This is a genomic window from Pelomonas cellulosilytica (genome assembly GCF_021353265.1).
GTDB classification, from domain to species: Bacteria; Pseudomonadota; Gammaproteobacteria; order Burkholderiales; family Burkholderiaceae_C; genus Pelomonas; species Pelomonas cellulosilytica.
Map to the genome: position 1 here is coordinate 315,018 of NZ_JAJTWU010000008.1, position 25,686 is coordinate 340,703.

General features: G+C 65.4%; 34 protein-coding genes. 26 read left to right on the forward strand and 8 right to left on the reverse strand.

Translation table 11 applies throughout. The features are described 5' to 3' along the window. Positions 1-305: 305 nt before the first annotated feature. From LXT13_RS20650 to LXT13_RS20690, 9 genes are all read left to right on the forward strand, one after another. Positions 306-494, forward strand: coding sequence for an energy transducer TonB (locus LXT13_RS20650; RefSeq protein ID WP_233373938.1), 189 nt, complete (start codon positions 306-308; stop codon positions 492-494). Positions 495-792: 298 nt separating this feature from the next. Then, on the forward strand, positions 793-2,232 hold the full coding sequence (nifN, locus tag LXT13_RS20655) for a nitrogenase iron-molybdenum cofactor biosynthesis protein NifN (RefSeq protein WP_233373939.1): 1,440 nt from the start codon (positions 793-795) through the stop codon (positions 2,230-2,232). Between the two features lie 18 nt (positions 2,233-2,250). Then, positions 2,251-2,667: a nitrogen fixation protein NifX gene (gene nifX, locus LXT13_RS20660; protein WP_233373940.1), complete on the forward strand. Its 417-nt coding sequence runs from the start codon at positions 2,251-2,253 to the stop codon at positions 2,665-2,667. After that, positions 2,664-3,143, forward strand: coding sequence for a NifX-associated nitrogen fixation protein (locus tag LXT13_RS20665; protein ID WP_233373941.1), 480 nt, complete (start codon positions 2,664-2,666; stop codon positions 3,141-3,143). The genes nifX and LXT13_RS20665 overlap by 4 nt, the downstream gene beginning before the upstream one ends. Further along, positions 3,136-3,342 carry a CCE_0567 family metalloprotein gene (locus LXT13_RS20670; RefSeq protein WP_233373942.1) on the forward strand — a complete coding sequence of 69 codons (207 nt, stop codon included), beginning with the start codon at positions 3,136-3,138 and terminating at the stop codon, positions 3,340-3,342. Before LXT13_RS20665 ends, LXT13_RS20670 begins: the two co-directional genes overlap by 8 nt. Positions 3,343-3,360: 18 nt before the next feature. Next, the gene (gene fdxB, locus LXT13_RS20675; protein ID WP_233373943.1) at positions 3,361-3,666 is read left to right on the forward strand and encodes a ferredoxin III, nif-specific; all 306 of its coding nucleotides are present in this window, start codon (positions 3,361-3,363) and stop codon (positions 3,664-3,666) included. Between the two features lie 18 nt (positions 3,667-3,684). After that, positions 3,685-4,122, forward strand: a complete 438-nt coding sequence (locus tag LXT13_RS20680; RefSeq protein WP_349254852.1) for a nitrogen fixation protein NifQ — start codon at positions 3,685-3,687, stop codon at positions 4,120-4,122. Positions 4,123-4,129: 7 nt separating this feature from the next. Beyond that, positions 4,130-4,483, forward strand: coding sequence for a (2Fe-2S) ferredoxin domain-containing protein (locus LXT13_RS20685; RefSeq protein WP_233373944.1), 354 nt, complete (start codon positions 4,130-4,132; stop codon positions 4,481-4,483). Between the two features lie 109 nt (positions 4,484-4,592). Beyond that, positions 4,593-4,892: a hypothetical protein gene (locus LXT13_RS20690; protein ID WP_233373945.1), complete on the forward strand. Its 300-nt coding sequence runs from the start codon at positions 4,593-4,595 to the stop codon at positions 4,890-4,892. A 132-nt stretch (positions 4,893-5,024) separates the two neighbouring features. Here the strand turns inward: LXT13_RS20690 and LXT13_RS20695 are convergent, their stop codons facing one another. After that, a complete protein-coding gene (locus tag LXT13_RS20695) occupies positions 5,025-5,225 on the reverse strand; it encodes a hypothetical protein (protein ID WP_233373946.1) in 201 nt (66 codons plus the stop codon). Between the two features lie 81 nt (positions 5,226-5,306). Next, the gene (locus LXT13_RS20700; RefSeq protein WP_233373947.1) at positions 5,307-5,882 is read right to left on the reverse strand and encodes a GNAT family N-acetyltransferase; all 576 of its coding nucleotides are present in this window, start codon (positions 5,880-5,882) and stop codon (positions 5,307-5,309) included. 284 nt (positions 5,883-6,166) lie between these two features. Here LXT13_RS20700 and LXT13_RS20705 point away from each other — a divergent pair, with 284 nt between their 5' ends. Next, positions 6,167-6,520 (forward strand): ribonuclease HepT family protein, encoded by a 354-nt coding sequence (locus LXT13_RS20705; protein WP_233373948.1) that lies wholly within the window; start codon positions 6,167-6,169, stop codon positions 6,518-6,520. Between the two features lie 135 nt (positions 6,521-6,655). Further along, positions 6,656-7,069 carry an ArsC/Spx/MgsR family protein gene (locus LXT13_RS20710; RefSeq protein WP_233373949.1) on the forward strand — a complete coding sequence of 138 codons (414 nt, stop codon included), beginning with the start codon at positions 6,656-6,658 and terminating at the stop codon, positions 7,067-7,069. Positions 7,070-7,109: 40 nt separating this feature from the next. Here the strand turns inward: LXT13_RS20710 and LXT13_RS20715 are convergent, their stop codons facing one another. Continuing rightward, positions 7,110-8,012: a 2Fe-2S iron-sulfur cluster-binding protein gene (locus LXT13_RS20715; RefSeq protein WP_233373950.1), complete on the reverse strand. Its 903-nt coding sequence runs from the start codon at positions 8,010-8,012 to the stop codon at positions 7,110-7,112. A gap of 280 nt (positions 8,013-8,292) precedes the next feature. Here LXT13_RS20715 and LXT13_RS20720 point away from each other — a divergent pair, with 280 nt between their 5' ends. The 5 genes from LXT13_RS20720 (at position 8,293) to LXT13_RS20740 (ending at position 10,370) form a co-directional block, all read left to right on the forward strand. Next, positions 8,293-8,775, forward strand: a complete 483-nt coding sequence (locus tag LXT13_RS20720; RefSeq protein WP_233373951.1) for a ferritin-like domain-containing protein — start codon at positions 8,293-8,295, stop codon at positions 8,773-8,775. 185 nt (positions 8,776-8,960) lie between these two features. Continuing rightward, positions 8,961-9,212, forward strand: a complete 252-nt coding sequence (locus tag LXT13_RS20725) for an FmdB family zinc ribbon protein (RefSeq protein WP_233373952.1) — start codon at positions 8,961-8,963, stop codon at positions 9,210-9,212. A 12-nt stretch (positions 9,213-9,224) separates the two neighbouring features. Further along, positions 9,225-9,671 carry an Ohr family peroxiredoxin gene (locus LXT13_RS20730; protein ID WP_233373953.1) on the forward strand — a complete coding sequence of 149 codons (447 nt, stop codon included), beginning with the start codon at positions 9,225-9,227 and terminating at the stop codon, positions 9,669-9,671. Between the two features lie 5 nt (positions 9,672-9,676). After that, a complete protein-coding gene (locus tag LXT13_RS20735) occupies positions 9,677-9,922 on the forward strand; it encodes a hypothetical protein (protein ID WP_233373954.1) in 246 nt (81 codons plus the stop codon). A 1-nt stretch (position 9,923) separates the two neighbouring features. Continuing rightward, the gene (locus tag LXT13_RS20740; protein WP_233373955.1) at positions 9,924-10,370 is read left to right on the forward strand and encodes a hypothetical protein; all 447 of its coding nucleotides are present in this window, start codon (positions 9,924-9,926) and stop codon (positions 10,368-10,370) included. A gap of 422 nt (positions 10,371-10,792) precedes the next feature. Here the strand turns inward: LXT13_RS20740 and LXT13_RS20745 are convergent, their stop codons facing one another. After that, positions 10,793-11,737 (reverse strand): alpha/beta hydrolase fold domain-containing protein, encoded by a 945-nt coding sequence (locus LXT13_RS20745; protein ID WP_233373956.1) that lies wholly within the window; start codon positions 11,735-11,737, stop codon positions 10,793-10,795. Next, positions 11,730-11,864, reverse strand: a complete 135-nt coding sequence (locus LXT13_RS28525; protein WP_255719624.1) for a hypothetical protein — start codon at positions 11,862-11,864, stop codon at positions 11,730-11,732. Before LXT13_RS28525 ends, LXT13_RS20745 begins: the two co-directional genes overlap by 8 nt. A gap of 489 nt (positions 11,865-12,353) precedes the next feature. Between LXT13_RS28525 and LXT13_RS20750 the strand changes: the two genes are divergently transcribed. From LXT13_RS20750 to LXT13_RS29110, 8 genes are all read left to right on the forward strand, one after another. Then, the gene (locus LXT13_RS20750; RefSeq protein ID WP_233373957.1) at positions 12,354-13,640 is read left to right on the forward strand and encodes a PucR family transcriptional regulator; all 1,287 of its coding nucleotides are present in this window, start codon (positions 12,354-12,356) and stop codon (positions 13,638-13,640) included. 835 nt (positions 13,641-14,475) lie between these two features. Next, a complete protein-coding gene (locus LXT13_RS20755; protein ID WP_233373958.1) occupies positions 14,476-15,228 on the forward strand; it encodes a gluconate 2-dehydrogenase subunit 3 family protein in 753 nt (250 codons plus the stop codon). A gap of 9 nt (positions 15,229-15,237) precedes the next feature. Next, a complete protein-coding gene (locus LXT13_RS20760) occupies positions 15,238-16,998 on the forward strand; it encodes a GMC family oxidoreductase (protein WP_233373959.1) in 1,761 nt (586 codons plus the stop codon). A gap of 43 nt (positions 16,999-17,041) precedes the next feature. After that, entirely contained in the window at positions 17,042-17,401 is a 360-nt protein-coding gene (locus LXT13_RS20765) for a c-type cytochrome (RefSeq protein ID WP_233373960.1), read from the forward strand. A 243-nt stretch (positions 17,402-17,644) separates the two neighbouring features. Next, positions 17,645-19,219 (forward strand): cbb3-type cytochrome c oxidase subunit I, encoded by a 1,575-nt coding sequence (locus LXT13_RS20770; protein ID WP_233373961.1) that lies wholly within the window; start codon positions 17,645-17,647, stop codon positions 19,217-19,219. Positions 19,220-19,234: 15 nt separating this feature from the next. Next, positions 19,235-19,840 carry a cbb3-type cytochrome c oxidase subunit II gene (locus LXT13_RS20775; RefSeq protein ID WP_233373962.1) on the forward strand — a complete coding sequence of 202 codons (606 nt, stop codon included), beginning with the start codon at positions 19,235-19,237 and terminating at the stop codon, positions 19,838-19,840. 15 nt (positions 19,841-19,855) lie between these two features. Next, entirely contained in the window at positions 19,856-20,464 is a 609-nt protein-coding gene (locus LXT13_RS20780; protein ID WP_233373963.1) for a c-type cytochrome, read from the forward strand. A gap of 80 nt (positions 20,465-20,544) precedes the next feature. Beyond that, positions 20,545-20,934, forward strand: coding sequence for a hypothetical protein (locus LXT13_RS29110; protein ID WP_233373964.1), 390 nt, complete (start codon positions 20,545-20,547; stop codon positions 20,932-20,934). Positions 20,935-21,279: 345 nt separating this feature from the next. Here LXT13_RS29110 and LXT13_RS20790 read toward each other — a convergent pair whose 3' ends face one another. After that, positions 21,280-22,650, reverse strand: coding sequence for a sensor histidine kinase (locus LXT13_RS20790; RefSeq protein ID WP_233373965.1), 1,371 nt, complete (start codon positions 22,648-22,650; stop codon positions 21,280-21,282). A gap of 151 nt (positions 22,651-22,801) precedes the next feature. Here LXT13_RS20790 and LXT13_RS20795 point away from each other — a divergent pair, with 151 nt between their 5' ends. Both LXT13_RS20795 and LXT13_RS20800 read left to right on the forward strand, forming a co-directional pair. After that, positions 22,802-23,545, forward strand: coding sequence for a PRC-barrel domain containing protein (locus LXT13_RS20795; RefSeq protein WP_233373966.1), 744 nt, complete (start codon positions 22,802-22,804; stop codon positions 23,543-23,545). A 36-nt stretch (positions 23,546-23,581) separates the two neighbouring features. Continuing rightward, the gene (locus LXT13_RS20800; protein WP_233373967.1) at positions 23,582-23,866 is read left to right on the forward strand and encodes a sll1863 family stress response protein; all 285 of its coding nucleotides are present in this window, start codon (positions 23,582-23,584) and stop codon (positions 23,864-23,866) included. Between the two features lie 42 nt (positions 23,867-23,908). On the opposite strand, the gene LXT13_RS20805 is transcribed toward LXT13_RS20800, so the two are convergent. Together LXT13_RS20805 and LXT13_RS20810 are read right to left on the reverse strand one after the other, a co-directional pair. Then, a complete protein-coding gene (locus LXT13_RS20805; protein ID WP_233373968.1) occupies positions 23,909-24,646 on the reverse strand; it encodes a Crp/Fnr family transcriptional regulator in 738 nt (245 codons plus the stop codon). A 110-nt stretch (positions 24,647-24,756) separates the two neighbouring features. Further along, positions 24,757-25,656: an OmpA family protein gene (locus LXT13_RS20810; RefSeq protein WP_233373969.1), complete on the reverse strand. Its 900-nt coding sequence runs from the start codon at positions 25,654-25,656 to the stop codon at positions 24,757-24,759. Between the last annotated feature and the right edge of the window lie 30 nt (positions 25,657-25,686).

The following is a 25,686-nucleotide window of genomic DNA, read 5'->3' on the forward strand; positions in this document are numbered from 1 at the left end:
GCATCAATGGCTCGCCGTATGGGGCAATGGGTTTCAGTCGTTGTACTGGCCTCGCTATGCGGGCCAGCGGCGCGGGCGGCGCCAGGTCTATTGCCGATCAGTCTCGAATGGAACTATTTGGACAGCTCCGATCGCGCTTGCCTCGGGCCGGGATAGTGGGCTCAGCATGGCAACGCTTGAAGAGACCAATACCAAGAAGGGCGCGTGGTTCCAATATCCGCGTCGTGTCGAAGCTCTAGGAGCCTAGGCAAGGTATCGCGTCGGTCTCTGATGCTGTCAAGAGATTTGCCCGGCCGGGCGAGGTGTTGATCTCCAAGTTCCATGTCACCGTCAATGGTCAAGGCGATGTCGTCGACACCGAGGTGCTGGAGAGCACATGCCGCGAGGCGACGGAGATGGGCATCGAGGCCGTGAAAGCGCTGAAGTTCGTCCCGACCGTGTGCGGAGGGAAGCGCTGCCGGATGGAGTTTCCGGTGTACCTTGTGTTCCGCTGAGGTCGCCCGCACTGGGCCACCCCCCACGCGCAGACGTTGAGCCGCTCCCTGGGGCGGAAAGTCCAGGCTCGCGAAGCTCCTATTCGCGGGCGGCTGTGGTCGCCATTGCGGCCCGCAGCGTTCGCAGCGCCTCGCTGGGCGGTTCGAGCGCCCCAGTAGATCCAATGTTCGGGCAACGTCGCATTTGTCGCATTCAGCCCAAGCCCTCCAGCGACGCGCACCTACTCCGATTGGAATCAACCACTTACCGCTGGCACCAATCGTGCAATGACCCCAGCAACCCCTGGAGTCCAGCACCATGGCCCTCGTCGTTGAAAGCAAGAAAGCCTGCGCGGTCAACCCGCTGAAGATGAGCCAGCCGCTGGGCGCGAGCTTCGCGTTCATGGGGCTGGCGTCCTGCATGCCGGTGATGCACGGCAGCCAGGGCTGCACGTCGTTCGGCCTGGTGCTGCTGGTGCGGCATTTCAAGGAAGCCATTCCGCTGCAAACCACGGCGATGAACGAGGCCACCACCATCATGGGCGGGGCCGAGAACGTGGAGAAGGCGCTGCTCAACATCCGCAGCCGCGCCAAGCCGCAGATCATCGCCATTTGCTCCACCGGCCTGACCGAGACGAAGGGCGACGACGTCGAGGCCTATGTGCGGCTGGCCGAGCGCAAGCACCCGGAACTGGCTGACACGGCTGTCGTCTATGTCTCCACGCCGGATTACGTCGGCGCGATGCAGGATGGCTGGGCCAAGGCCGTGCAGGGGCTGGTGAGCCAGCTGCCCGAGGTGACGGACGCGCCCAAGGATGCACAGCGCGTCAACGTGCTGGCCGGTTGCCACCTGACGCCGGGAGACATCGAGGAACTGCGCGACCTGATCGAGGCCTTCGGCTTGGTGCCGACTTTCGTGCCGGACATCTCCGGCTCGCTGGACGGGCACATCCCCGACGACTGGCTGGGCACCACGCTCGGCGGCACGACGCTGGCGCAGCTGCGCACTCTGGGTGGCGCCGGTCACACGCTGGCCATCGGCGAGCAGATGCGCTCGGCGGCCGAGGCGCTGCAGGCGCGCTGCGGCGTGCCGTTCACGGTGGTGGACCGCGTAACGGGCCTGCTGGCGGTGGACCGCTTCGTGCAGACGTTGAGCGAGCTGTCGGGCCGCCCGGTGCCGCAGCGGCTGCGCCGCCAGCGCAGCCAGCTGGTGGACGCGATGCTGGACGGGCACTTCCACTTCGGCGGCAAGAAGGTGGCGCTGGGCGCCGAGCCTGACCTGCTGTTTGCTGTGGGCAACTTGTTGCTGGAGATGGGCGCGGAGCTGCCGGTGTGCGTCACCACCACGCCGTCGCCGGTGCTGGCCGGCCTGCCGGTGGACAAGGTGTTGATCGGCGACCTGGAAGACTTCGAGCTGGGCGCGAAGGCGGCGGGCTGCGACCTGCTGATGACGCATTCGCACGGCCGCCAGGCGGCGGAGCGCCTGGGCGTGCCGCTGTTCCGCGTGGGCTTTCCGATCTTCGACCGCATCGGCAACTCGCACATGTGCCACGTGGGCTACCGCGGCACGCGGCGGCTGATCTACGAGGTGGGTAACGCCTTCATCGAGCTGATCCCGCACCACGGGCCCGACGACTGGCCGCTGCCGCCCGCCGCCGTGGCCGCGGCGCAGGGGCTGCCCGAGGTGGCCCACGTCAGCCCCGAGATCCCGCGGTTCAAGCGCGCCGACGCGCAGCCCGCGCTCATCGACACCCCTTGAACTGAACGAGAGGTTCCTATGAAGATCGCCTTCGCCACCCAGGACCAGCAGCGCGTCGACGCGCACTTCGGCTGGGCCAAGTTCCTCGCCGTCTACGAGGTGGATGCCGCGGGGCACCGCCACCTGCAGACGTTCCCGTTCGGTGAGGACCTCGCCGAGGACGGCAATGAGGACAAGCTGGCGCCCAAGCTGGCCGCCATCGGCGACTGCGCCATCGTCTACGTTGCGGCCATCGGCGGCAGTGCGGCGGCTCGCGTGGTGGCCGCCAAGATCCACCCGATCAAGGTGACGCAGCCCGAGCCCATCGAGGAGCTGCTGAACAAGATGCAGGAGGTGCTCAAGGGCACCCCACCCCCGTGGCTGCGCAAGGCCCTGATGAAGGGCCAGGAGCGCGCTGCCGATTTCGAGGAAGACGACGAAGAGGTGAAGGCATGACCGAAACGGCCACCGTGGAAGCCCCGAGCGACGAGACGTTGCTGCAGGACGGCTTCATCCGCGAACTGATCAAGCAGATCCGCGCCCAGGACACGCACGGCACCTGGGAAGGCAAGAGCGACGCCAAGCTGCTCGAACCCTTCATCCTGACTGCCGAGCAACGCAAGGCCTTGCCGCTGATGGGTGACCCCGATCCCGAGACGCTGTGGCGGCTGGACCTGTTCCACAACGCGGTGGGTCTGTGCATCGAGCGGGCCACCGGCTGCATGGTCAGCCCCATGACGAAGATGAGCCACGAGGGCTTCGGCCGTACGGTGCTGACGACCGGTCGCCTCATCGTCGTCAACCGCTACCTGCGCGACGTGCACCGCTTCGGCTACGCGAACCTGGCCAAGCTGGCGGATGCCGGCAACAAGCTCGTCACCGAGGGCGTGACGATGGTCAATAACTACAAAGAGGTGGCGACCTATGGCTGACCTCGACACCCTCAAGGCTGAGGCCAAGAAGGCCAACGCCAAGGCCACGCAGGCCAAGATGGACCTGCACGACCTGTCCGAGGAGCTGCCAACGAACTGGGAGCGCATCCTCGAGGTCGCCAATGTGGCATATGACGCCCACGTGGCCCTGATGGCCGCGCGCAAGCAACTGGCCGACGCCCAGGCCGCGGCCGCCTGAACGAACAAGGAGATCGCGATGAGCAGTTTTACCGTGACCCTCCCCAGCGGCGCCGTTTGGGAGCCGAAGTTCGTGCAGAACATCAACGAGGAGACCTGCATCGGCTGTGGCCGCTGCTTCAAGGTCTGCCCCCGCGGTGTGCTGGAGATGGTGGGCCTGAACGAGGACGGTGAGCGCGTGCACGTGTCGCTCGACGATGACGACGACGAGGAGTACGAGAAGAAGGTCATGACGATCGCCCATGGCGAGCAGTGCATCGGCTGTACGGCGTGCTCCAAGATCTGCCCGAAGAAGTGCTACACGCACGCGCCGCTGGCCGCCTGAACCGCGAGCGAGGCGGCCATGGGCTCTCGTCCACCTGATCCGGCGTTGCTGGCAACTTGGCTGGTCGTTCCCGTCCCCACGCCGCTGGCCTTGCAGCGCCTGCCGCAGCGGGGTGACGAGGTCGACGACCTCATGAGCCTGCTGATGGACCACGCAGAGCCCGACCCGCCGCAATGCCCCACAGGCCTGCGCCGAGCCGTGGCTGAGGCCATCGCCCAGGCGAGCCTCGGCGACAACCACCTGTGGCAGGACCTGCAACTTCCGTCGCGGGCCGAGCTGAGTGCGCTGTTCGAAACGCACTTCCCGCGGCTGGCCGCGCGCAACACCCAGAACATGAAATGGAAGAAGTTCCTCTACAAGCAGCTCTGCGAGCGCGAGGAGATCTTCGTCTGCAAGTCCCCGAGCTGTGCCGTCTGCAGCGACTACGCGCAGTGCTTCGGGCCCGAAAATACCTGAGGAATCCATGCTTGACGCCACCGCTCCCGAAGCCCTCGACATCCCCCTGGTTTTCCAGATCCACGCCTTTGCGTGCATGCAGGCCCGTCCGCCGGGTCACCCGCGCGGCTCCTGCGCCGAGCGTGGCGCCAAGCCGCTGGTGGAGCGGCTGCAACGCCGTGTCGACGCCGAGCGCCTGGCCGGCGTAGCAGTCACCGTCACGGGCTGCATGGGCTTCTGCCAGGCCGGGCCGCTGATGGTGGTCTACCCGCAGGGCCTGTGGTACGCGCCGCGGACCGAGGCCGACATCGACGAGATCATCGACAGCCACGTCAAGGGCGGGCAGCTCGTCGAGCGGCTCGTTGTCATCCCGAAGCTGTGATCGCTTTTGATCTGCGTCAGTACCTGCTGAGTGCCCCGTCCGTACGATCGCGCCCGCCGTGGCGCGGAGCTGCGGCGAACGGTTCAATTCCACTCACAGGAGACATGCAATGGTGCGCGAATTCCGCTACGGCGGTGACCGCTTCAGGGCCACGATCCACGGTCGGCCCGGCAAGGAAGAAATCTTCATCGTCCAAGTTCTGGAAGATGACGAAGAGGGCGCCGAGATCTCGCTCGACCGCTTCGAGGATGCCGACAACAACCCCGACGAACCCATCGAGACGGTGCTGGCGAAGATGGTGGACCGCATGCGTCGCGAGCAGGAGCTGACGGCCACGCTGGTCAGCGAGAGCTTTGCCTGGCAGGAAGGCCGCGTGCTCGCGCGCGTTCACAGCGGCCTTCAGCACTGAGTGCTGAGGTCACTGACATAGTCACCCCAAAAGGGCATCACGCCCGATCCGACGCTGAGGCCCGAAGAAGACCTCCATGCCCCAGCGCCAGGTTTCACGATCCGCCGCGACGGCGGAGTGACGGACCGACGATCAGGCCGCTTTCGGCAGCGTGTTGAGCATCTGCTCCGCGCTCACGGCCAGGCCCGACGCGTCGTAGGACTTGCCATACAGCACATGCCAGGTGAGCTTGGCGAGCGTCTCGCGCAGTTGCTCCGCGAGCTCGGCGCTGACGTAGCTGCCGGCGGGGGCGCTGGTGGTGTCGGCGGGCAGTGTGATGGAAGGTAGGGGCATGACGGTCTCCATGAAGGCAAGTGGGACGCCCATGCTAGGTAGCGCGCCAAACCACCGGGGCTGCCGCCGAAATGTCGGCACCTACCGAACGGCGTCGTCGCCAGGCGCCTCGCGCCAGCGGGCGTAGACCCACACGTCGCGCGGCGGCTCGCCCGGTTCGTGGCGACGCAGGTGCCGGTGCAGCCGGCCTTCGCAGGCCAAGCCCATTGACTCCATCAGCGCCCGGGATGGCGCGTTGTCCACGTCCACCAGCGCGTCCACGCGCCACACCGGCTCTTGAGTGAAGGCGTGGTCCAGCACGGCGCGCAGCGCCTCGCGCATCAGCCCCTGGCGTTGCCAGTCGGCCGCCATCACATAGCCCAGTCGCAGGTGATGCGCCGGGCCGTCCAGCCGCTGCGGCAGCAACTGCACGAGGCCCACCGGGCCGGTGTCGGCGCGATGCCGCGACAGCAGCATCCAGGTGAAGCCGCTCTTCTTCTGCCAGCGGGCCTGCTCCCAGGCCAGCCATTGACGCGTCTGCTCAGTCGTCGTGTGCGCGGCCCAGCCCATCCAGCGCAACTGCTCGGTACTGCTGGCCCAGCGCTCGAAGGCGGCGTGTTCGTCGCCGGGGCGGGGCGCGCGCAGCCAGAGCCGGTCGGTGTGCAGTTCGCGGTTCATCGCTTCAACCTACAAACGGCAGTTGGGCGCGCCCGAGGGGCTGGCGAGGCAGGCGGCTGGCAAGTCGCGCCGACGCAGCGGGCTTGCGCCCGCCAGGAGAAGCAACGCCGCCAGCGGCCCGAAGCGCCAGACCAGCGGGCGCGCAGCGCTGATCGCTGAAGTGGTGACGCGCACGTCAACGCACACGTCGTTGATGCCACGAAACCTTCGAGTCGTGGCAGGCGGTTAACTGCCGCTTCTAGGTTCAACGCGCTGGCCCGGTTCGTGCAGCCCGGGGCATCACCATGATCGAAGCCGCCATGCTGAAGGTGATCCAGGAAACGGGTGAGGGCGTGCTCGTGCTCATCGACAACGTCGAGGCCGACGAGTTCCATCGCTCGCGACTCACGCGCCTGGAGGTGCGCCGGCTGCTCGGCGCGATGGCCGAGACGCTGCTGTCGTTGAGCGACGCGGTGCAGGCCGCCATGCCCGAGATCGACTGGGGCACGTGGCGCAGCGTGCAGCAGGGCTTGCGTGTCGCCAGCGTCGACAGCGACGAACTGTGCTGGGACGCGGCGCACAGCCTCGTGCCGGCCACGCTGTCGTGGCTGCGCGTGTACCGGCGCAGCGAGCCGGCGTTGTTCGAGTTCAAGCCCTGACGGGCCGGTCTGGAGCGCCTCACCCCCGCAGCCAAGCAGACGCCATGCCGGGCTGTGCCCGGTTCTTGCGTCAAGGGGCACAGGCGCCGGCGCTACTTCTCGTGACGTCGGCTTTGTCAGCTTTGTGACCTTGCCATGGCCCAGATCCTGTTCTTCGAGAAGCCCGGCTGCGGCGGCAATGCGCGGCAGAAGCTCGCGCTGAAGGCGGCCGGGCATGAACTCCAGGTGCGCAGCCTGCTGGCCGAGCCGTGGACGCGCGACAGCTTGCTGCCCTGGCTGGCGCCGCTGCCGGTGGCTGCGTGGTTCAACCGCGCTGCTCCGCGCGTGAAGAGCGGCGAGGTGGTGCCCGAGGCGCTGACAGCCGACGACGCGCTGGCGCTGCTGCTGGCTGAGCCGTTGCTGATCCGCCGACCACTGATGCAGAACCTGGGCGACGGCAGCCGCCGGGTGGGCTTCGACACGGCGGACATCGACCTGTGGGTGGGACTGGCGCCTGACACGGTGGCCAAGGCGCCCGCGCTCGACACCTGCGTGCGGCCGCAGGCCTGAGGCGGGCGCCTGCCGCAGCGCCGCAGGCGGGGAAGGCGCGTCAGGCCGGCTTGGCGGTGCTGCGCAGCGCGGACTCCTCCTGCTCGATCCACTGCTTGAGCTTGTTCACGTGCTCGATCTCTTCGTTGACGAACTCCTTCGCCACGTCGCGCACCGCGGCGTCCTTGGTGGTGTTGGCAATGGCGTAATAGAACTCGTAGCCACGGCGCTCGCCTTGCAGCGCGGCCTTGAGCGCGTCGAGCCGCTTCAGGGCGGGGTCGCCCTCCCACAGCGAGGTGCGCTCGGGCGTCGCGTTCTCGGGCCACGCGGTGCTGGCGGGCAGCACGACGTTGGCGTCGTACTTCTCGCACTTGGCCCGGGCCTCCTGCAGATGCAGCCGTGAATAGCCCGCCAGCTGCGCGAACAGGGCGGCCACGTCGGTGTTGCCCGCGGCCTTCATCGTCTCGGACAGGCGCTCGAAGTGCAGGGCGGCGTCCTCCTCCACCTTGACGGCATAGGACAGGAATTGATCGAGCGTCTTGATGCCGACGCCGCCCTTGTAGATGGCCGCTGCCAGTGACAGGGCAGGGCCCTTGACCGGCTTTGTCACGTCGCCTTCAAAGCGAACCTCGATGTCTTCATTGCGCACGAAGCACTGGCAGGCCAGGCGGTGGCGCGGCGGCATGTCGTTGACCTCGGCATCCATGATTTCCTCACGGGTGATCTTGCCGAGCTGTCGAAGCATTTCCTTCTCCTTCTCGGTCAGCGCGATGCCATAGCGCACGCCGGGCTGGTAGTGCCTGACTTCCACGAGGCAGGAGCCGCACTCTCCGTCGCCGCAGTCGAAGGGAATGGGGATGTTGTTGGCCTTGGCCAGCGCGAGGAGGGTGCCGCGTTCGCCGGCAACGGCATAGACCGTGAGGTCGCGGGGCATCAAGGGAGAGGAGAAGGTGACGTTGGCCATGGTGGGTCCTGAAGGGGGTTGTGGGGCGCAGCGGCAGCGGGTGCAAGACATGTGCCCCCATTCGCCCCGGAATGCAGCGCAGGCGTCTTCACGCGCCGTTCGTCGGCCCGACCTTTCGGCGGGTTGCGCCAGATCAACAGTGCCGCAGTTGGGCACGCCGCAGGCCCGGGCCGTGCTTCACCTGTGCGGGAGATGCCGCGCGGGCAGCACGCGCCGTGCCGCATCGCCACCGCCGTTTTGCAGGCTGCCTATTCATTCGCCGCCCAACCGAGGAAGCACCATGGATTCCGTAGAACTCTTTCTGGCCCATTCCATCCGCCTGGAGCAGGAGGCGGCGCGCCGCTTCGAGCAACTGGCCCATGCCATGCAAACCAACGGCAACGTGGAAGCCGGCCAGCTGTTCAAGAGGCTCGCCGGGTTCTCGCGGCTGCACCTGGCTGATGCCCAGGCGCGGGCCGGCTTTCGCGACGTGCCGGACTTGGCCGAGCTGGAGTACCAGTGGCCCGACATCGAAAGCCCCGAGACGGCTGCCATCTGGGCGGCCGACCCGTTCATCGGCCGCGAGCAGGCACTGGAGGTGGCGCTGGCAGCCGAATCCGCAGGTTTGGCCTACTACCAGGGCATCTTCAACACGACGAACGACCCCGAGGTGCGCCGCTTTGCCCAGGAGTTCGCCGACGAGGAGGCCCAGCATGTCGCTGAGCTGGAGCGGTGGATCGAGCGCCACCGCAGCGGGCAGCCGTTGCCGCAGGTGCCGGTGTGAGCCGGCGGGTACGGCACGGGCTTGAGCCGTGCGCCGGCGTGCTGTGCCCGCTTCTTGCGTAGACCCGCTCGAGGCAGCACCCGAACCCGGCCCTGGCCGGTTGGCTGGCGTGTTTGTCGACTTTCCGACCGGCCCGCCTGGCGTGACGCGACAGACGGACGGCCACTGCATCCGTTGGAGGCCCAATGCCCCTCTTTGACTTCCACTGCGACTCCTGTCAGGCCGAGTTCGAGCGGCTGGTGCGCGGCAGCGAGCCGCCGACCTGCCCGCAGTGCGGCAGCGCGGCGCTGACCAAGCTGCTCGTCAACGCGCTGGCGCCGGCCGGCAAGATCGAAGCCATCCGCATGTCCAACCGCCGCGCGGCCCACGCGCAAGGCCTGTTCAGCCACTACAGCCCCAGCGAGCAGGCGCGCCTGCTCAAGGGCAAGAGCGTCTGAGGGGCCCGGGCGATGGACCTTGTCTTCAAGACGACGATGCTCAGCCAGGGCGGGCGCAACGGCAGCGTGCAGAGCGACGACGGCAGCCTGAAGCTCAAGCTGGCGCTGCCCAAGTCCATGGGCGGCAAGGAGGACGGCGTCAACCCCGAGCAGCTGTTTGCCGGGGCGTTTGCCGCGTGTTTCGAGCACGCTGTGCGCCATCTCGCGAAGAAGAACCACACGCTGCTGCGCGGCTGCTACGTCGAGGCCGAGCTGGGCCTCTACATCAGCTTCGACGACGTTTACCGCATGGTGCTCACGCTGACCGTGCACATGGCCGGGCCACTGACGCAGTCGGATGCCGACTTCCTGCTCGAGCGCGCGCGCGAGGTCTGCCCCATGGCTGGTGCCACAAAGAACAACGTCACCCTCAATCTCAAGGCCGTGCTGGACACGCCTGTTGCCGCTTCTGCGGCTTGAACCTCATGAGCACACCCGAAGGCTTCTTCGTCGACTGGGACGGCCAGGTCCGCAGCACCACGGACTGTGGCGGCGGCTACCGCGTGGATGTCGACACCGCGGCGCGCTATGTCGCCATCCTCGGCCCCGGCGGTGCGCTGGTGCACGAGGCGACCTTCTATAAGGACCTCGCCGCCATCGCCAAGGCCGGCATCAAGGGTCAGCTCGTTCCCGGCAGCACGCCGTGGGGACGCAAGAGCGAGGGGTTTTGACATGACGATTGCTACCGCCGTGCCGCCGGCTCGCGCCATCCTGTGCCACTTCGACGACTACAGCACCGCGTTGTTCTTCGCCCGCTGGCCCGACCGCAGCCTGCTGTGGCCCGGCCCGGTACCCGATGGCGAGGTGCGCCCCGGCGTCGCGCCGCCTCAGCCGGGTGCCGATGCCGAGTCCGTGCGTCTGGCGGCCGTGCGGCAGCTGGGGCTCAACGAGTCGGAGGTGGAGCACATCGCCGGCTACGAGCAATATCTGGTGCAGGGCGGCACGGCCGTGCCCGTGTACCTCTACCGCTTCCGCACGTTCGAGGCGCCTACGCCCGCCATCGAGCCGGCGGGCGGCAGCTTCAGGCAGCTGCCCGAGCTGCGCGGCAGCGCGCCGGCCGAGCTGGGCCTGGTGCGCGAGGTGTTCAACCTGTTTGTCGGCGGCAGCGGGCGGCGTTAGCGCCCGGCACCGGTCGCGGCCCCTTCACCGCGCCGCAGCACTGCCGGGTGCCCGATTCCTCTTGCCCGTCATCGGGTGCACCGGAACTTGCGTGGAACCGATCCTTGCTTGCGTGTATGGCGGGTTCCAGGTGATTTAGCCGAACGGATATCCGCATCTCTCTGTGGGCCGCTTCAACTTCGCGACGTCAGGTGCCGGCTTGGCCGTCACCGCTGAACAGAGGGACTGGAGACTGCTCGGCCGCGCCCCTCTCGGTGAGTCGCGAGCTCATCCCTGCCAGGCCCGTCGCCCGTGCAACCTTGCGCACACTCAGTCCGGTCATCTTGAAGCGCCGGCCGCGGCGTAGGAGTCGCACGTCACTCCTCTATTGAGCTGCCGCGGGGCCCCGCCTGCGGCCACCGCAACCCGGTATGCCAGCGGCGTCACCGCCTCAGGAATTCGCTGATCGCCTGGCGGCTGCGGTTGGCTTCGGGCAGCGGGAACAGGGGCCAGACGTGCATCATGCCGTGGCCCAGTTCCAGCTCGACGGAGCAGCCGGCCTTGGCAGCTTGTTCGGCGTATCGCACGGCGTCGTGATGAAGAATATCGTCGGTGCCGGCCAGCAGTTGCATGGCCGGCATGCCGCGGAGGTCGGCGCGCAGCGGGCTGACCAGTGGATGCTCGACGCCGAGCTTGCCAGCATAGAGGCGGCCGGCCTCTCGCAGGCCGTCCAGCGCCAGCATGGGGTCGCGCGGCAACGTGGCGGGGATGTCGGGGTGAGTCAGCGTCACATCGACCCAGGGCGTGATGAGCGTCAAGCGCTTAGGCAGGGCCTGCCCCGCGTCGCGCAGGTCCTGGCAGAGTGCCAGGCACAGGCCGCCGCCTGCTGAGTCGCCCATGAACGCGTCGATGGGGCCATGGCGCCGGAGCAGTAGGTCGCGCACCTTGCGCACGAGGCGCAGCGTTGCCAGGCATTCGCTTTCGGGCGCGAGCGGGTATAGCGGGACCATCACGGTGCAGCCCAGGTCCTTGACCAGCCATTCCAGCAGGGACCAGTGCTGGCGGGTGATGGGTCGGCAATAGGCGCCGCCATGCAGGTAGAGGATGTTCTTGCCGCCCTGGGGGGCGTCGAGAGGGCGCAAGGTGTAGACCGGGCACGAACCCACCTTCTCGGATTCGACGTCCAGCACCGTGAACAGGCGCTGCGGGGGCAGGGCGGGCCCGACGCGCCGGACATCCTCGATGCTGGCCATCAGGCCGGCAGCGGATTCATAGATGCGTCGCCGCTTCATCAATCGCAGCAGCAGCCTAAAGCCGCGCGCGCGCCAGCTGATGGGGTGGTTGCTGCTTGACGTCATCGATGGGCGGGTCACGGTGGCTTCAGTCATGGGGTACTCCGTTGTCGTTGCGCGGCACGCCGTCCCGGCGCGATGAGGTGCGCCACGCCTGCGGCGGGGGCTTGGAGGCGGCCTGTGCCGCCACCTGGATGTCTGGGGTTTGGAAAAGCTTGCTCATGCGTCTTGAGGGCTGATAGGCCGGAGGGGAAGGCCAGGTGTTCCGGACCGGAGCCAGTCGCTGCCTGCTGGACCTCGGTAGTAGTCCCGGCGCAGTCAGGCCGCGGCAGCGCTGTGAATCGCTCGCGCACGCCGCCGCCAGCATGCCCGTTGATGGGAGTCTGGCGCGAGGTGGCCCCGTCGCCCAGGACCGCGCAGGACACTCTAGGCATCGATCCAGACAGCCTCGAGGTTGGGGCGCTTCAAGCCGAGCGGATGCCGATCACCATCGGCGCTGATGGCGGCTTTCAACATGCGTGCTGTCGGCTCGATGTAGATCCATCTAACCGACAGATCCAGATCTGGCAGCTCTGCCGTCTCGTTGCGTGGATGGAAAGCTGCCGCGGCGACGGGACGCCACGTTGTGCCGGCTATCCTTTTCACAGGCGTCCGGACGTTGGCCGCGCGATCCCAAGGCGGCTACCAAACGCCCACAAAAGGAGTTCTGACAATGAAGGCTGCACCGGGCATCAGTCCTGAATTGAGAGACCGGCTCGAGGAAATTCGACGAGATCCCGAGAGGCTCGTCGGAAGCATTTTTGCGACGATCACTGAGGTCGAGGCCTGCTTCACGCAAATCCCGCCGGCGATGCGCTTGGACGTCATGGGCTCCGTGCGCCTGTTTGTCAGCATCTGGCTCGGCTGCGTGATCGAGGAGCGACTGCCCACGAGCGCCGAGCTCGACGAAGCAGCAGCAATTGGAAAGCGGCGTCTGCATCAGGCCATCCCCTTGAAGAGCATGCTGCGCAGTTTTTCCATCGGCACGCAGGAACTGCTCAAAAGCGCCTTGAACATTGCGCGCGAACACGAGCATCTAAGGGACGAGGTGCTGTTCACCGCAGCCCCGTTGATCCTTGAGCACATAGACACGATGTCTCAGGCAATGGCTCTGGGTTATCTGAATGAGCAATTCGAGGGGGCCAGGTGGCGCGATGCCATGCGGTACGAGCTTTGCTCGATCGTTTTCGGCGCCTCGGCTGACGAAGCGAGCTTCCGAAGAGCCGCACTGGCGCTCGGCCTGGACCCGATGGGCCCCTATGTCGCTGCGGCGTTCGATGTCGAGCTGACGAGCCCCTATCTGAGTGGCATCGAAAGCGAATTGGATCGATTGACGCTGGACGTCACGCGCTACCTCAAGGTCCAGCCGTCTGACGTGGTGCGGGTCATGCGTCATGGTCGATTGGTGATCTGGTTCCCCTGTGCGCTTGGTGATGCATTGACTTTCACGGATCAGCGTCTGAGCCAAGGCCTGGCACTGGCTGTCAGGCTGATGCCCATGATTCGGCGGGTTGGCGTCGGCCTGATGAACAACGGACCCAGCGGGTGGGCGACTTCGGCAGAGGAGGCCATCCGTGCATTGAATACGGGTGCATTCAACAGCGCAAAGTCCAAAGTTCATTTGTATACCGATATTGTCATATTTGAATCGGTGCGCAGTGCTGGGGCGGCGCAGAGATATCTTGAGGGATTGGTCGAACGCCTGGTTCACGAAGACGAACTAATTCCGACGCTAGAGGCGTACTTCTCGAATATGCAACGGCACAAGCAAACAGCTGCCGCGCTGGACATTCACACCAACACGCTGAACTATCGTCTCGGTCGGGTCGAGGATTTGCTCGGGATTAAACTGGATGATCTGGACCAGGCATCCAAACTCAATATTGCCCTCACTTTGCGCCGAGCTGGTCTTGCGATCTCTGCTGTAAATGTCGGGAAAGAATCGCCGAAGGTTTCATAAATCCGGGCAGGTCATGCACCAAGGTGGGCAACCCGAGATCGGACCACCTGCTGACCTGATTTGAAGGCACGGCGGCTGCCTTGCTGGGCTGCGCCACTATCACGCGATCAGCAGCGCATCGGTACCGGCAGGTGCGGTGCGAGCCTCAGTACGCCTGCCACCCCTCGTGCATACGGCACATGCGGTGCTGCGAGCCGTGCGCCGTCCATCGCGCCTGCTTCTCGCGCAAATCCAGCGGATTTGCTTTATGGGTGTTCTTCATCCCCCACGCCGTCCTCCATCAGGCCCGCGAGCTTCGGTGACGGCGAACCCTTTCTCCATTGGCACGGGCCAGGTCGCCGGCGATTGGGAACTTCGTTCATCAGGGTGCCTACGGTGTTTTCGTTGCGACGGAAACACCAATCACCTTTCATGGAACCAATATACGGCACGGGTTCAGGTTCCGTGTATGTTGCAACGCACAAAAGGCTTTGTGAATGTGAACAACTCCCTTTAAGGCAGTTGGCAAATAGCATTGCACCAGTCAGCCAATTGAAACATTTCTAGTGAATGGCCTCCGGAAACCTGGGCTGTTGCGCATGTCGGCAGATCTGGAATGTGGATTGGAAGACTGACTGCGGTTCTGGACGATTGAAAAGATTTCGGGCCGCCGTTCTCAAGGAAAGCGCTCAGGAGGCAGGAATCCTGTGCAGGGGTCCGAAGAAGGCACTCAGCCACGGATTTGGCGACTCAAGGTCGGCAGGGCGAGGTGGTCGGGGGCCCCATCCTGATTTGCCGATGGCGTTTTAAGGTGCCTGGGCGGCACCGCATTTCGCAGCCATCTGAAGGACACACGATGAAACCAACACCAGGAGGTACCTTGAAGGATAAATCGGACGTTGTTGCGCCGCGCCGCGGTTTTCTCAAATCAGTTGCCGCTGCCGGGGTCGCTCTGCCCCTGGTGCCGGGAAGGTCTGAAGCCGCCGATTCGGCTGCCAGCCAGCCCGTGGCGCTTCCGGCACCCGCGGCGGGTTACGTTTGTCTCAGCCAGGACGAGGCGGCCTTCGTGGAGGCAATCGTCAACGTGATGTGTCCCGCTGACGAATACACGCCGAATGGCGTGGACTGCGGCCTGGCCGTCTACATCGATCGGCAACTCGCCGGCGATTTCGGCCGCGGTGCCCGGCGGTACATGCGCGGGCCCTGGCACGCGGGCAAGCCGGAGCATGGTTACCAGTCACCACTGCCGCCGGAGCAGTTCTTTAAATTGGGGTTGGCTGCAGCCGATGCAGCCTGCGAGGTAGCGCACGGCAAGCCCTTCGACCAGCTCGAGCCCGCGCAGGCGGACACCTTTTTGAAGCGCCTGGCGGTCGGGGAAATCACGGATCCGAGCCTGAATATGGCTTCCTGGTTCAACGAAATCGTCTTGCCCTTGTTCAATCAGGCGTGCTTTGCGGACCCGATATACGGTGGCAATAACGACAAGATATTTTGGCGCCTCATCGGCTATCCCGGCCTGCCTGCAACAAACACCATCAATATGGTGCAGTACCGCGGCAAACCATTTCCAGGCGCTAAGGATCCGAAGTCCATCGCAGATTTCAGCTGAGGAAAAGACGTGGCTACAACACTCAAGAAGCGCACGCTCGTCGTGATTGGCGGAGGCCTGACGGCTGCCCTCGCGGCGCGCCAAACCACCGCGGCAGGTATCGACACATTGGTCCTGGAGCGCGGCGGTGACCACACCAACGGCGCTGCGGCAAAGCTTCCCAGTCAGCGCGACGATCTGCGCTGGGACACCAACCAGGGCCTGATTCAGAACTGGGCGACAGAGACCTACACGCTGCGGCACAGTCGCAGTGAAACGGCGCTGCCTGTGCGTTGGATGGAAGCCTTCCTGCCGGGCTCCGGCTTGGGCGGCGCGGCAAACCATTGGAACGGCCACACGTGGCGCTGGGCAGAGTACGACCCCGAGCTGCGTTCGCGCTTCCTCTCGCGCTACGGCAAAGCCGCCATTCCCGCCGACATGCCGGTCCAGGACTGGGGCACGACCTACGCGGAGATGGAGCCGTATCACGACCTTTTCGAGAAGCTGTTTGGCATCTCGGGCAAGGCCGGCAACCTGAAGGGCGAGATCCAGGCCGGCGGAAATCCGTTCGAAGGGCCGAGACAAAACGAGTATCCACAAAAGCCGCTCGAACTCACCGAGTCCGGGCTGCTATTCCAAGACGTCGCCACCAAGCTTGGTTACAAGCCCTTTCCGACCCCGGCGGCAAACTCATCCTCTGCCTACACCAACCCGGACGGGCAAAAACTCGGGCAGTGCCAATACTGCGGACATTGCGAACGCTTCATCTGCGAGGCCAAAGCCAAAGCCTCGCCGCAGGTCCTCCTGTACCCGATGCTCAAAGAGCGCAAGAACTTCGAGGTGCGGCTGCATTGCCATGTGCTGGGCCTGCAATACGACGCCAAAGGCAAGAAGGTCCTGGGCGTGCGTTATGTGAATCTGTTGACGGGCGAAGAGTACCTGCAGCCCGCCGACGTGGTGCTGCTGGGCGCCTTCACCATGAGCAATACCAAGCTGTTGCTCACCAGCCGAATCGGCAAGCCCTATGACCCGCTGACCAACACCGGCGTCGTGGGTAAAAACTTCTGCTATCAGCCAAATAACGGCATGGCACTCTTCATGAAGGACCGCTGGTTCAATCCGTTCCTCGCGACAGGCTCAACGCAGGTCGTGATCGACGAATTCAACAACGACAACTTCGACCACAGCGGCCTGGGGTTCCTGGGGGGCGGCAGCCTGGGTGTCAGCACCTTCCATGGGCGGCCGATCACGGCTCGTCTTCTTCCTCCCGGGACGCCCATGTGGGGAACGGCCTGGAAGCGCGCCAACGCTGACTGGTATGCGCATGCGATGACCTTGACCATTCAGGGCAGTTGCTACCCACATCGCGAGAACTATCTCGATCTCGATCCCACCTATACGGATGCCTATGGGCAGCCGCTGGTGCGGATGAATTTCGATTGGCGCCCCAACGAAGTCAAGATGTCCGCCTACGTCACCGCCAAGATGCAGGAGATCGCGAAGGCATTCGGCGCGGACATTCTCAGTCCTGCGGTGCCGAGAAAACCGCCTTTCGACGTTCGGCAATACCAGTCGACCCATGTCACCGGCGGAACGATCATGGGAGCCGATCCTCACTCCAGTGTGGTGTCGCCGCACCTGCAGCACTGGGATGCAAACAATTTGTTTGTGGTGGGTGCTTCGGTCTACCCGCACAACTCCGGGTTCAACCCGACCGGCCCCTTGGCAGCGCTTGCGCTGCGTGTGGGCCACGACATCACGAACTATGTTCAGCGGCCTAGGCTGCTTTGAGCGACCGTCCACCTGAATCCTGCAACTTATAGGAGCCTTCCCAATGAAAAAGTCACTTCTCGGCGTTGCCAGCGCCATTGCGCTCTCCAGCTCGGCGATGGCTCAGGATATTGCCGCCGGAAAAGTCGCATTCAACCAGTGCGTCGCATGCCATTCGGTCGACGGTAACAACGGTGCAGGTCCCAGCCTGAAGGGGATCGATGGTCGCAAGGCCGGCAGCTTTCCCGGGTTTCGGTACAGCCGAGCAATGAAATCGGCATCCGTCAACTGGAACACCCAAACGCTGGATACCTACCTTACGGACCCACAAAAACTGGTTCCCGGGAACGTGATGCCGTTTTCCGGCGTCGCCGACGCAAAGCAGCGCGCTGATCTGGTCGCATATCTTTCGTCGTTGAAGTAACTCCGACAGCCAGCATCGGAAATTCGCTTGCGGACGATATCGCACGCCCCATCAAACGCAGGCGAAACATCGGGGCTGTGAGCCGCGCCTATTGTTGGCTGCGGCGCCTGCAGCGGCACACGCCGACCAAGGGCTGCATTGCAGAGTGAAGGTCGGCCCGCTGGCGGGCGAGCTGTTTGACTTTGTTGCCCAGGGGCGCGAGCCAATTCATTCGTGGCCCAGGCGGATCATTTGGAGAGCTCGATGAGCACTGTCGTCGTACTTTTGTCTGCTTTCGTCCTGTCGATCATTGCGTTAGCGGTCTTTATCTGGACGCAGCGCGTCGGCATGTTCGAGAAGAGTGCCAAGGCGGCGGAGGTGATCTTTGCGCCGGGGGAGATTGGCACACCCGAAGATCCCGCCGCCCACGCAGAGCAGACGCTCCATCACGCGGAGCTGGTGCTGCGAGCGCGCGCCGACGCCTCCAGCGCACCGCTCGTGTTCTTCTTTCTCTGCTGCGCCTTCGCCTGGCTGTTGGTGGCGTCGGGCGCCGGCCTCGTGGCCTCCATCAAACTGCACGAGCCTGACTGGTTGACGAGCCAGGCCTGGCTCACTTTTGGGCGCATCCGCACGATCCACCTCAACGCGGTGGCGTATGGGTGGGCGCCAATGGCCGGACTTGGCATCGCGCTTTTTGCGATTCCCCGCCTCCTCAAAACCGAACTGGTCGGCGCGCCCTATGCATTCCTTGGGGCGGCGCTCTGGAACGCTGCGCTGATCGCCGGCCTCGGCGCCATCGCCGTTGGTTTGAGCGATGGCATGGAGTGGCTGGAGATTCCTTGGCAGGTCGATGGGCTGTTCGTGATCGCGGGCGCACTCGTTGGCGTGCCTTTGGTGCTCACGCTGCTCAACCGCAAGGTCGATCACCTTTATGTGTCTGTCTGGTACATGGGTTGCGCGTTGTTCTGGTTCCCGGTGCTCTTTCTGGTGGGCAATGCGCCGGACTTGCACAAGGGGGTGGAGCAGGCGGCCACCAACTGGTGGTACGGACACAACGCGCTGGGCCTGTTCTACACGCCACTGGCTCTGGGCTCGGTGTACTACTTCCTGCCCAAGGTGATCGGGCGGCCGGTGCAGAGCTACAACCTCTCGCTGCTGGGCTTCTGGGGGCTGGCATTCTTCTATGGCCAGGTGGGTGGACACCACCTGGTTGGCGGACCAGTGCCCGGCTGGTTGATCACGCTCTCGATCGTGCAGAGCATGATGATGATCATCCCGGTTCTCGCGTTCGCCGTGAACCAGTATCAGACGCTCAAAGGCCGCACCGCCATGTTGTGGTCCTCACCGACGCTTCGCTTCATCGGCTTCGGTGGCCTGATGTACGTGGTCAGCTCCATCGAGGGTTCGCTCGAAGCGCTGCGCTCGGTCAACCAGGTCACGCACTTCACCCACTTCACCGTCGGTCACGCGCACCTGGGGCTTTACGGCTTCGTGTCGATGGTCTTCTTCGGCGCCATCTATTTCGTCGTACCGCGTGTTTCGGGTCGTGAGTGGCCATCGAAGGGATTGATCGCCGCGCATTTCTGGCTCGCGGCCGCGGGCATCACCATCTATTTCGTTTCTCTCAGCGTGGGGGGCTGGCTTCAGGGAAAGGCCATGCTCGACGAGAGCCGGCCTTTCATTGACTCGGTCACCCTGACAGGCCCCTATCTGAAAGCACGAACGCTTGGTGGCTCATTGATGGCGCTTGGCCATGTGTTCTTCATCCTGAACTTCGCCAAATTGCTTCTTGGCCGCTCGGCGGGGCGCAGCGAGCCCACGCTGCTCAAGACCATCTGAAGGAGATACCGCTACATGCTTAACGAAACCAAACTGCTGGGTGGCGGCATGACGATGCTGGGCATCGCAACGGGTGCGCTGGTGGTCATCCCCTACCTGACCGTGGCCCAGGTCAAGGCGCCGGCCTTGCTCAAGCCCTACTCGAGCCAGGAGTTGCGCGGCCGGCAGCAGTACATCGCCAACGGCTGCGTCTATTGCCATTCGCAGCAGCCGCGCGCCAAAAGCTTCGGCTCGGATTCGCAGCGGGGCTGGGGCCGCGCGAGCGTCGCCGCCGACTATGCCTACGACAACCCGCATCTGCTTGGAACCATGCGAACTGGACCGGACTTGTTCAACATCGGTGCCCGCCAGCCCAGTGAGCAGTGGCACATGGGGCATCTCTACCAGCCCCGCGCGTATGTGACCGGCAGCATCATGCCGTCGTACCCCTTCCTCTTCGAGACCAAGGCCAAGCTGGAAGCGGGTGATGTTGAGGTCAAGTTGCCGCCCGGCTACGCGCCGGCAGGCCAGCTTGTCGTGGCCAGACAAGAGGCGCTGGACCTCGTCGTCTACCTCAAGTCCATGAATCACACCTACTCAGCCGTGGAAGCTGCTGCGCCAGCACCCACGGCAGACCGTTAAAGCCAGGAGGGCAACGTGAGCGACCCACAAATCTCCGCGCAGGAAGCACGCGAGAACGCGGACCCGGAAGAAGCCACCAACCCGGTACCCCTGCCGTTGCTCGGCATCGCCGCGCTGTTGATCGCCTTCGGCATCGCCTACATCAGCTGGGCTGATATCGACAGCCCATCCGCCTGGGGCGACGGGCGAGGGTCCGGCGAACTGGTGGGCGCCAAGAATGCGACCGCCGGTGGCGCAGCTCATGCGAAGGTGGACGGAGGTGCACTGTTTGCCTCAATGTGCGTGGCCTGTCACCAGGCCAGCGGGCAAGGCCTGCCAGGCGTCTTCCCGCCGCTGGCGGGCAGTGAATGGGTGAGGGGCAAGGACACCACGGTCGCCGCCATCCTGTTGCATGGCATTAACGGCCAACTGACCGTCAAAGGGAATGTCTACAACGGTGCCATGCCGTCTTTTGGTGAGCAACTCAGTGACGAGCAAATCGCCGCCGTTCTCAGCTACATCCGATCGCAGTGGGGCAATGCGGCATCGCCCATCACCACCGAGACTGTTGCGGTTGCACGAGAGGCGAACAAGGCACGCACCGGCGCCTTTGCCGGGGACAAAGAGCTGCCGCCCCACGATTGACGGAACAGGACTTTCGCTGCCGTGATCGTGTGGACATCCTTCCACGGCACAGCCACCACCAGGCACGCGCGGCCTGATCGGTGTCTAACAGCACCCCGGCGCTACCCCATCAGTTCGCTGGACCTGCAATCTCGCCCGCGCTGTTTCGTGTGGTACAGCGCACGGTCCGCACGCTCGAGGACCGTGTCAACGGTGTCGTCTGGCCGCGCCAAAGCCAGACCCGCGGAGAACGTGTAGCGAATCCCTTTGTGCGGCTCGAGCGTGTGTTGAACCCGCTCGATGGCCGTCTGAGCATCGGTCAGAGCAGTACCCGGGAGCAGCAGGAGGAACTCTTCCTCGCCCAGGCGTCCCATCGCCTGTCCCGAGCGCAGGTGGCTCTAGGTGTGCAGGCAGAAATGCCGCAACACGGCATCGCCGCCCGCATGGCCATGGGTGTCGTTGATCTTCCAGGTCCAGCACGGCAAAGCTGACCGGCTGAGAGTGCTTGCGTGGGTCCATCAAGGCACTTGCCGCCAGCTTCAGCGTATGGCGACGGTTGGGCACCCCAGTCAACTCGTCGGTGAAGGCGGCCTGAATGGCACGCTCGTGAGCCTGTTCGAGCTCCGAGGCCATGCGTTGGCTGGCATGCAGCAAGCGCTCGAAGTAGACTTTCTGGTCCCGAAGGGACTTGCGCTGACGATAGAGCGAGACGAAGGCGCCGACCTTGCTCTCCAGCACTAACAACGGGTGAACAGACTTGACGAGAAAGTCGACCGCTTCCCGCTCGTGCCCCCCAAAGCTCTGCATAGGGTCCATGCCATCGATGGCATCGCCCCCTACGACGCGGGCGAGCCCTCCGGGCCGTAAATGCCCCCGCCTCCAGCGTCCAGCGCGGAAGCGGCTTCCGGAGCGTAGCGGCGTGGCAGGAAGATGCGGAAGGTGGTGCCTTCGCCCATGCGCGACTCGAGTTCGGTGCTGGCATCGAGCAGGTCGCACAGGCGCTTGACGATGGACAGCCCGACGCCTTCGCCGACTTGCTGGTGCACGGGCCGCGGGTCGTCGGACGAAGGATGGGCGCCGGTCACGTCGATCTGCGCGTGCGTGATCTCACCGGTGCGGTGGTCGCTCGCCACCTGGCGGGCCTGGTCGGTCGCTTCCTCGAGTGCGCCTGCCAGTTGCGAGCCCGGGCCGGCGTGAAAGCCGGGCCCGGTGTCGCGCACTTCGAAGTGCCAGCGATCGGCGTCGCTGGAGGTGCCGGCGCTGCAGCTCACGGTGACGCCGCCGCTGCGGGTGTACTTGATCGCGTTGATGACGAGGTTCTGTGCGATGCGGCGAACCTTGACCGGATCGCCTTCCACGTCGAGCGCCGCGGGCCCCTCGAAGCGAAGGTAGAGGTTGCGTTCCTGGGCGTGGGGCTGCAGGTCGTCACAAAGCGTGGCCAGTAGCGCGGCCGCGTCCAGCGCCTGCAGGTTGCGACGCTCCAGCCCGCCCTGCAGACGCGCGAGGCTGGTGACGTCGTTGAGCAGATGGCTCAGGGAGCTGACGTTGCGGTCCAGCAGTCGCAGGAAGCCGCTGCGCATCAGCTCGGTGGCCCTGGGCGAGGCAAGGCCTGCCGTGGCGGTCGCGACCACGCCGAGGTTGCCGCGCAGGTCGTGCGCCGCCTGTTGCCACAGCCGGGCGCGCTCCTGCTCTAGTTCACGCACGGCCTGCAGCGCACGGTCCAGGTTCCGGACGTGGCTGCTGGCCTCGATCTGCTGCAGCGTGAAGTACTGCGACACGCTGGCACGGACGGCGTCGCCGCATTGCTGCGCCCAGATGCGCCTCGCGCCAGCCATGGAAATGGGGTCCAGATCGGGATGGGCGATGGCGTAGTCCTCCAGCTCCACGACGACGCATTCGTTCAGCCGTCCGAGTTCGCGCGTCACCTCCGCCAGGTCGAAGCCCTGCTGCCAGCGGTGCAGGCCGTGCGCAGCCGCATCGCCCAGGTGGCGATCGAGGGCGTCGTCGTCCGTCGCAACGCCGCCGCTGAGCTTGCGCTCGAAGTCGACGAGCAGGGCCGGAATGTGGTCGTGGAGCTGGGCGCGTGGCAGGGCGGCCCCGGTGGTCAGCGTTGGGTCGGACGCCACGGTCGAGCGCCAGGCCTGCAGGATGGCGCCACGCCGCCGCTTCAGGTGATGGCCCAGTGCCAGGAGCTCATCGGCTTGCATCGGCACGTCCTTCGTCCAACGGGTGAGGCAGCCGATTCTGTGCTCAAAAGGCCGCCTATGCTCGCCAGGCGCGCGAATCCGGGACATGTGCGCTAACGCACCGACGGAGGCCTGGGAGCGGCTCACCATCCTGCTTCCTCGAGAGGCCTGCATGTTCAATAGAGCCAGCCACGTCACCACCGCCCGTGTCCGGGCTGCCGATGGCGACATCGGGCCGGTCATGGACCTGCTGTTGGACGACTGCAGCTGGGTGGTTCGCTACCTGTTGGTGGACGCCGGCTGCTGGCTAAGGGAGCGCGAGGTGCTGATCTCTCCCTACTCGATCAAGCAACCAGGTTTGCTCGCCGGTGTCATTGAAGTGGCGCTGACACGGCGCCTGGTCCGCGCCAGCCCGGCCTTCGACCTACCGGTCTCCAGCGCGCAGGAGCGAGAGTTCATGCGCCACTACCGCTATCCCGCCTACTGGGATGGCGGCGGCCTGTGGGCGCTGGGCGCCACGCCTTACCCCTCGGTCGCCCCGCTTCCCGACGCCGAGCGGGGCATCAGCAGCTATCCGGTCGGCATGCACTTGCGCAGCGCCAAGGGGTTGGAAGGTTTCGAGGTGCGCGGTGCAGCGCAGGGCTTGGGCCAGGTGGAGGATCTCGTCTTCGACGAGCTGAGCTGGCAGCTCCGCTACCTCGTCGTCGACACACACGCCTGGTGGCCGGGTGGGCGCCCTGCCTTGATCAGCCTCGCCTGGGTGGATGGCATCGACTGGGCCGGGCAGCAGATTCATGTGGCGCTGGGCCGCCCGCAGCTTAAGGCCAGCCTGTCGTATTGGGGCGTCGCGTCCATGGAGAGCGACGACGAAGCGCTGCTGCACGCCAACTACCGCTGCCCTGGCCACCGGGCCTGAGGACGCGACCATGACCGTCGTCGTCGCGCACTCCCCATGACAGCACACGAAACCTTTGTCGACAACGTCAAGCGCGAGCTTGACGAACTGAACGACGAGCTGGACAGCTTCCAGACCAAGGTGATTCCTGCGAGGCTGGACGCCCGCGCGCGTTATGCCATAGAGCTGGACAAGCTGCGACACCATTCGGCGGTGGCGCTGCAGGCATGGGGCCGGCTGGCCCGTGCGAGCGATGCCTCGTGGCAACAGGGGGTGACCGACATGAACCGAGCCCGCGAAAGCTTCATTCACGCCTTCGATCGTTTCAAGACGCTGCTGTGACGCCTCGGCGTCGCCAGTGGTCGGGGCGTCCGCGTCGGCGGCTCAGCGTGCCAGCGGCACGGGACGGTTCAGCAGCCGTTCGTACTCCTCCTTGACGACGCCATAGCACTCGCAGCTGCGCTGCTCCAGCCCCGGCCGGTCAACGACGGTGATGCGGCCGCGCGAATACTCGATCAGGCCGAGCTTCTGCAGCTTCAGCGCCGCCTCGGTCACGCCTTCGCGGCGCACGCCGAGCATGTTGGCGATCAGTTCCTGCGTGATCACCAGCTCGTCGCCGTCGATGCGGTCCAGGCTCAGCAGCAGCCAGCGGCACAACTGCTGCTCCAGCAGATGGTGGCGGTTGCAGACGGCTGTCTGGGACATCTGCGTCAGCAGCGCCTGCGTGTAGCGCAGCAGCAGGTGCATGCCCACGCCATAGCGGTTGAATTCGCCCTTGATGGCAGCGGCGCTGAGGCGGAAGCACCCGCCCGCGCTCTGCACGACGGCGCGGCTGGGCGTCGTCTCGCCCCCCATGAAGAGGGACACGCCGACGACGCCCTCGAAACCCACCACGGCGATCTCCGCCGAACCGCCGTCCTCCAGCACATAGAGCAGCGACACGATGGCTGTCGTCGGGAAGTAAACATGACTTTGCGGCCGACCCGACTCGTAGAGCACCTGACCCAGCTGCAGTGGCACGCTTTCCAACTGCCCGAACCAGCGGGTCCACTCGTCGGGCGGCAGCGCCGCGAGCAGGCGGTTGCTGCGCGGCGAAAGCGCGTCCAGTGGCGGTGCGGACATCGATCCCTCGAGCAGGTGCGGCGGGGGGGCCACTCTAGCGTGAGGGATCGTGCGGGCGCCGTCCAACATCAAACGTTCCAAGATGCGAGCGCGGGGGTGGTCCGCGGACACTACTTCCTGGCCGAGTCTGTGGACAGGCTGGCGAATACCACTTCGACACGGCGGTTCATCTGGCGTCCGCCTGCGGTGTCGTTGCCGGCCACCGGGCGCTCTTCGCCGAAACCCTGCGTGGTGAGCTGGTTGCCCGGCACGCCCTGTCGCACCAGCGCAGACATGACCGCCTGTGCGCGGCGGTCGGACAGCGCCTGGTTGGCCGCGGTGCTGCCCGTGCTGTCGGTGTACCCCTCGATCGAGGCATGCCGATCGGGGTTGCGCCTCATGAAGTCCGCCAGCTGCGCCATGCTGCGCTGGCCTGCCGGGCGCAGGTTGGCGGCGCCGGTATCGAACAGCACGTCGCCGAGCGTGACGACGGTGCCACGGTCAGTCTGGCGGGCATTCATGTCCCGCAGCTGCGATTCGAGATCGCTCACCTTGGCATCCCGGCGCGCCACACGGTCGCGCTCGGTCTGCGTGTTGGCCTGGGACTGCGCCAGCTGCGCACTCGTCATCGCGGCGGCCTGTTCGGCCGTGGCCTTCTGGGCCTGCGCCATGTCGGCTTCGCGGGTTCGCAGCTCCAGTCGCATGCGGTCGCGCTCGGCCCCTGCGCCGGCCACGACGGACTGCGCGTTGCGGCTGGCGGCGGTCTCCTCTGCGATCACGACCTGCTGCAGCGCCATGTAGCCGATGTGGGTCACCTGCGCGGTGTCTTCTCCGTTCGCCAGGGCCTGGTCGCCGCGGCGCAGGGTTTCACGGGCGCGCGCGAGCTCGTCGGCGGCCATGGCCGCCGTCTGCGGTTTGGCCTGCGCGGCCTGGAGCCGGCTGCGGGCCTGGTCCAGCATGCCGTTCTGGATGGGCATGGAGGTGCAGGCCGCCAGCAGCGTGAAGCCGGCCGCCGCTAGGGCGGTCCTCAAGGGGGTGATGTGGGGTCGGATATTCATTGA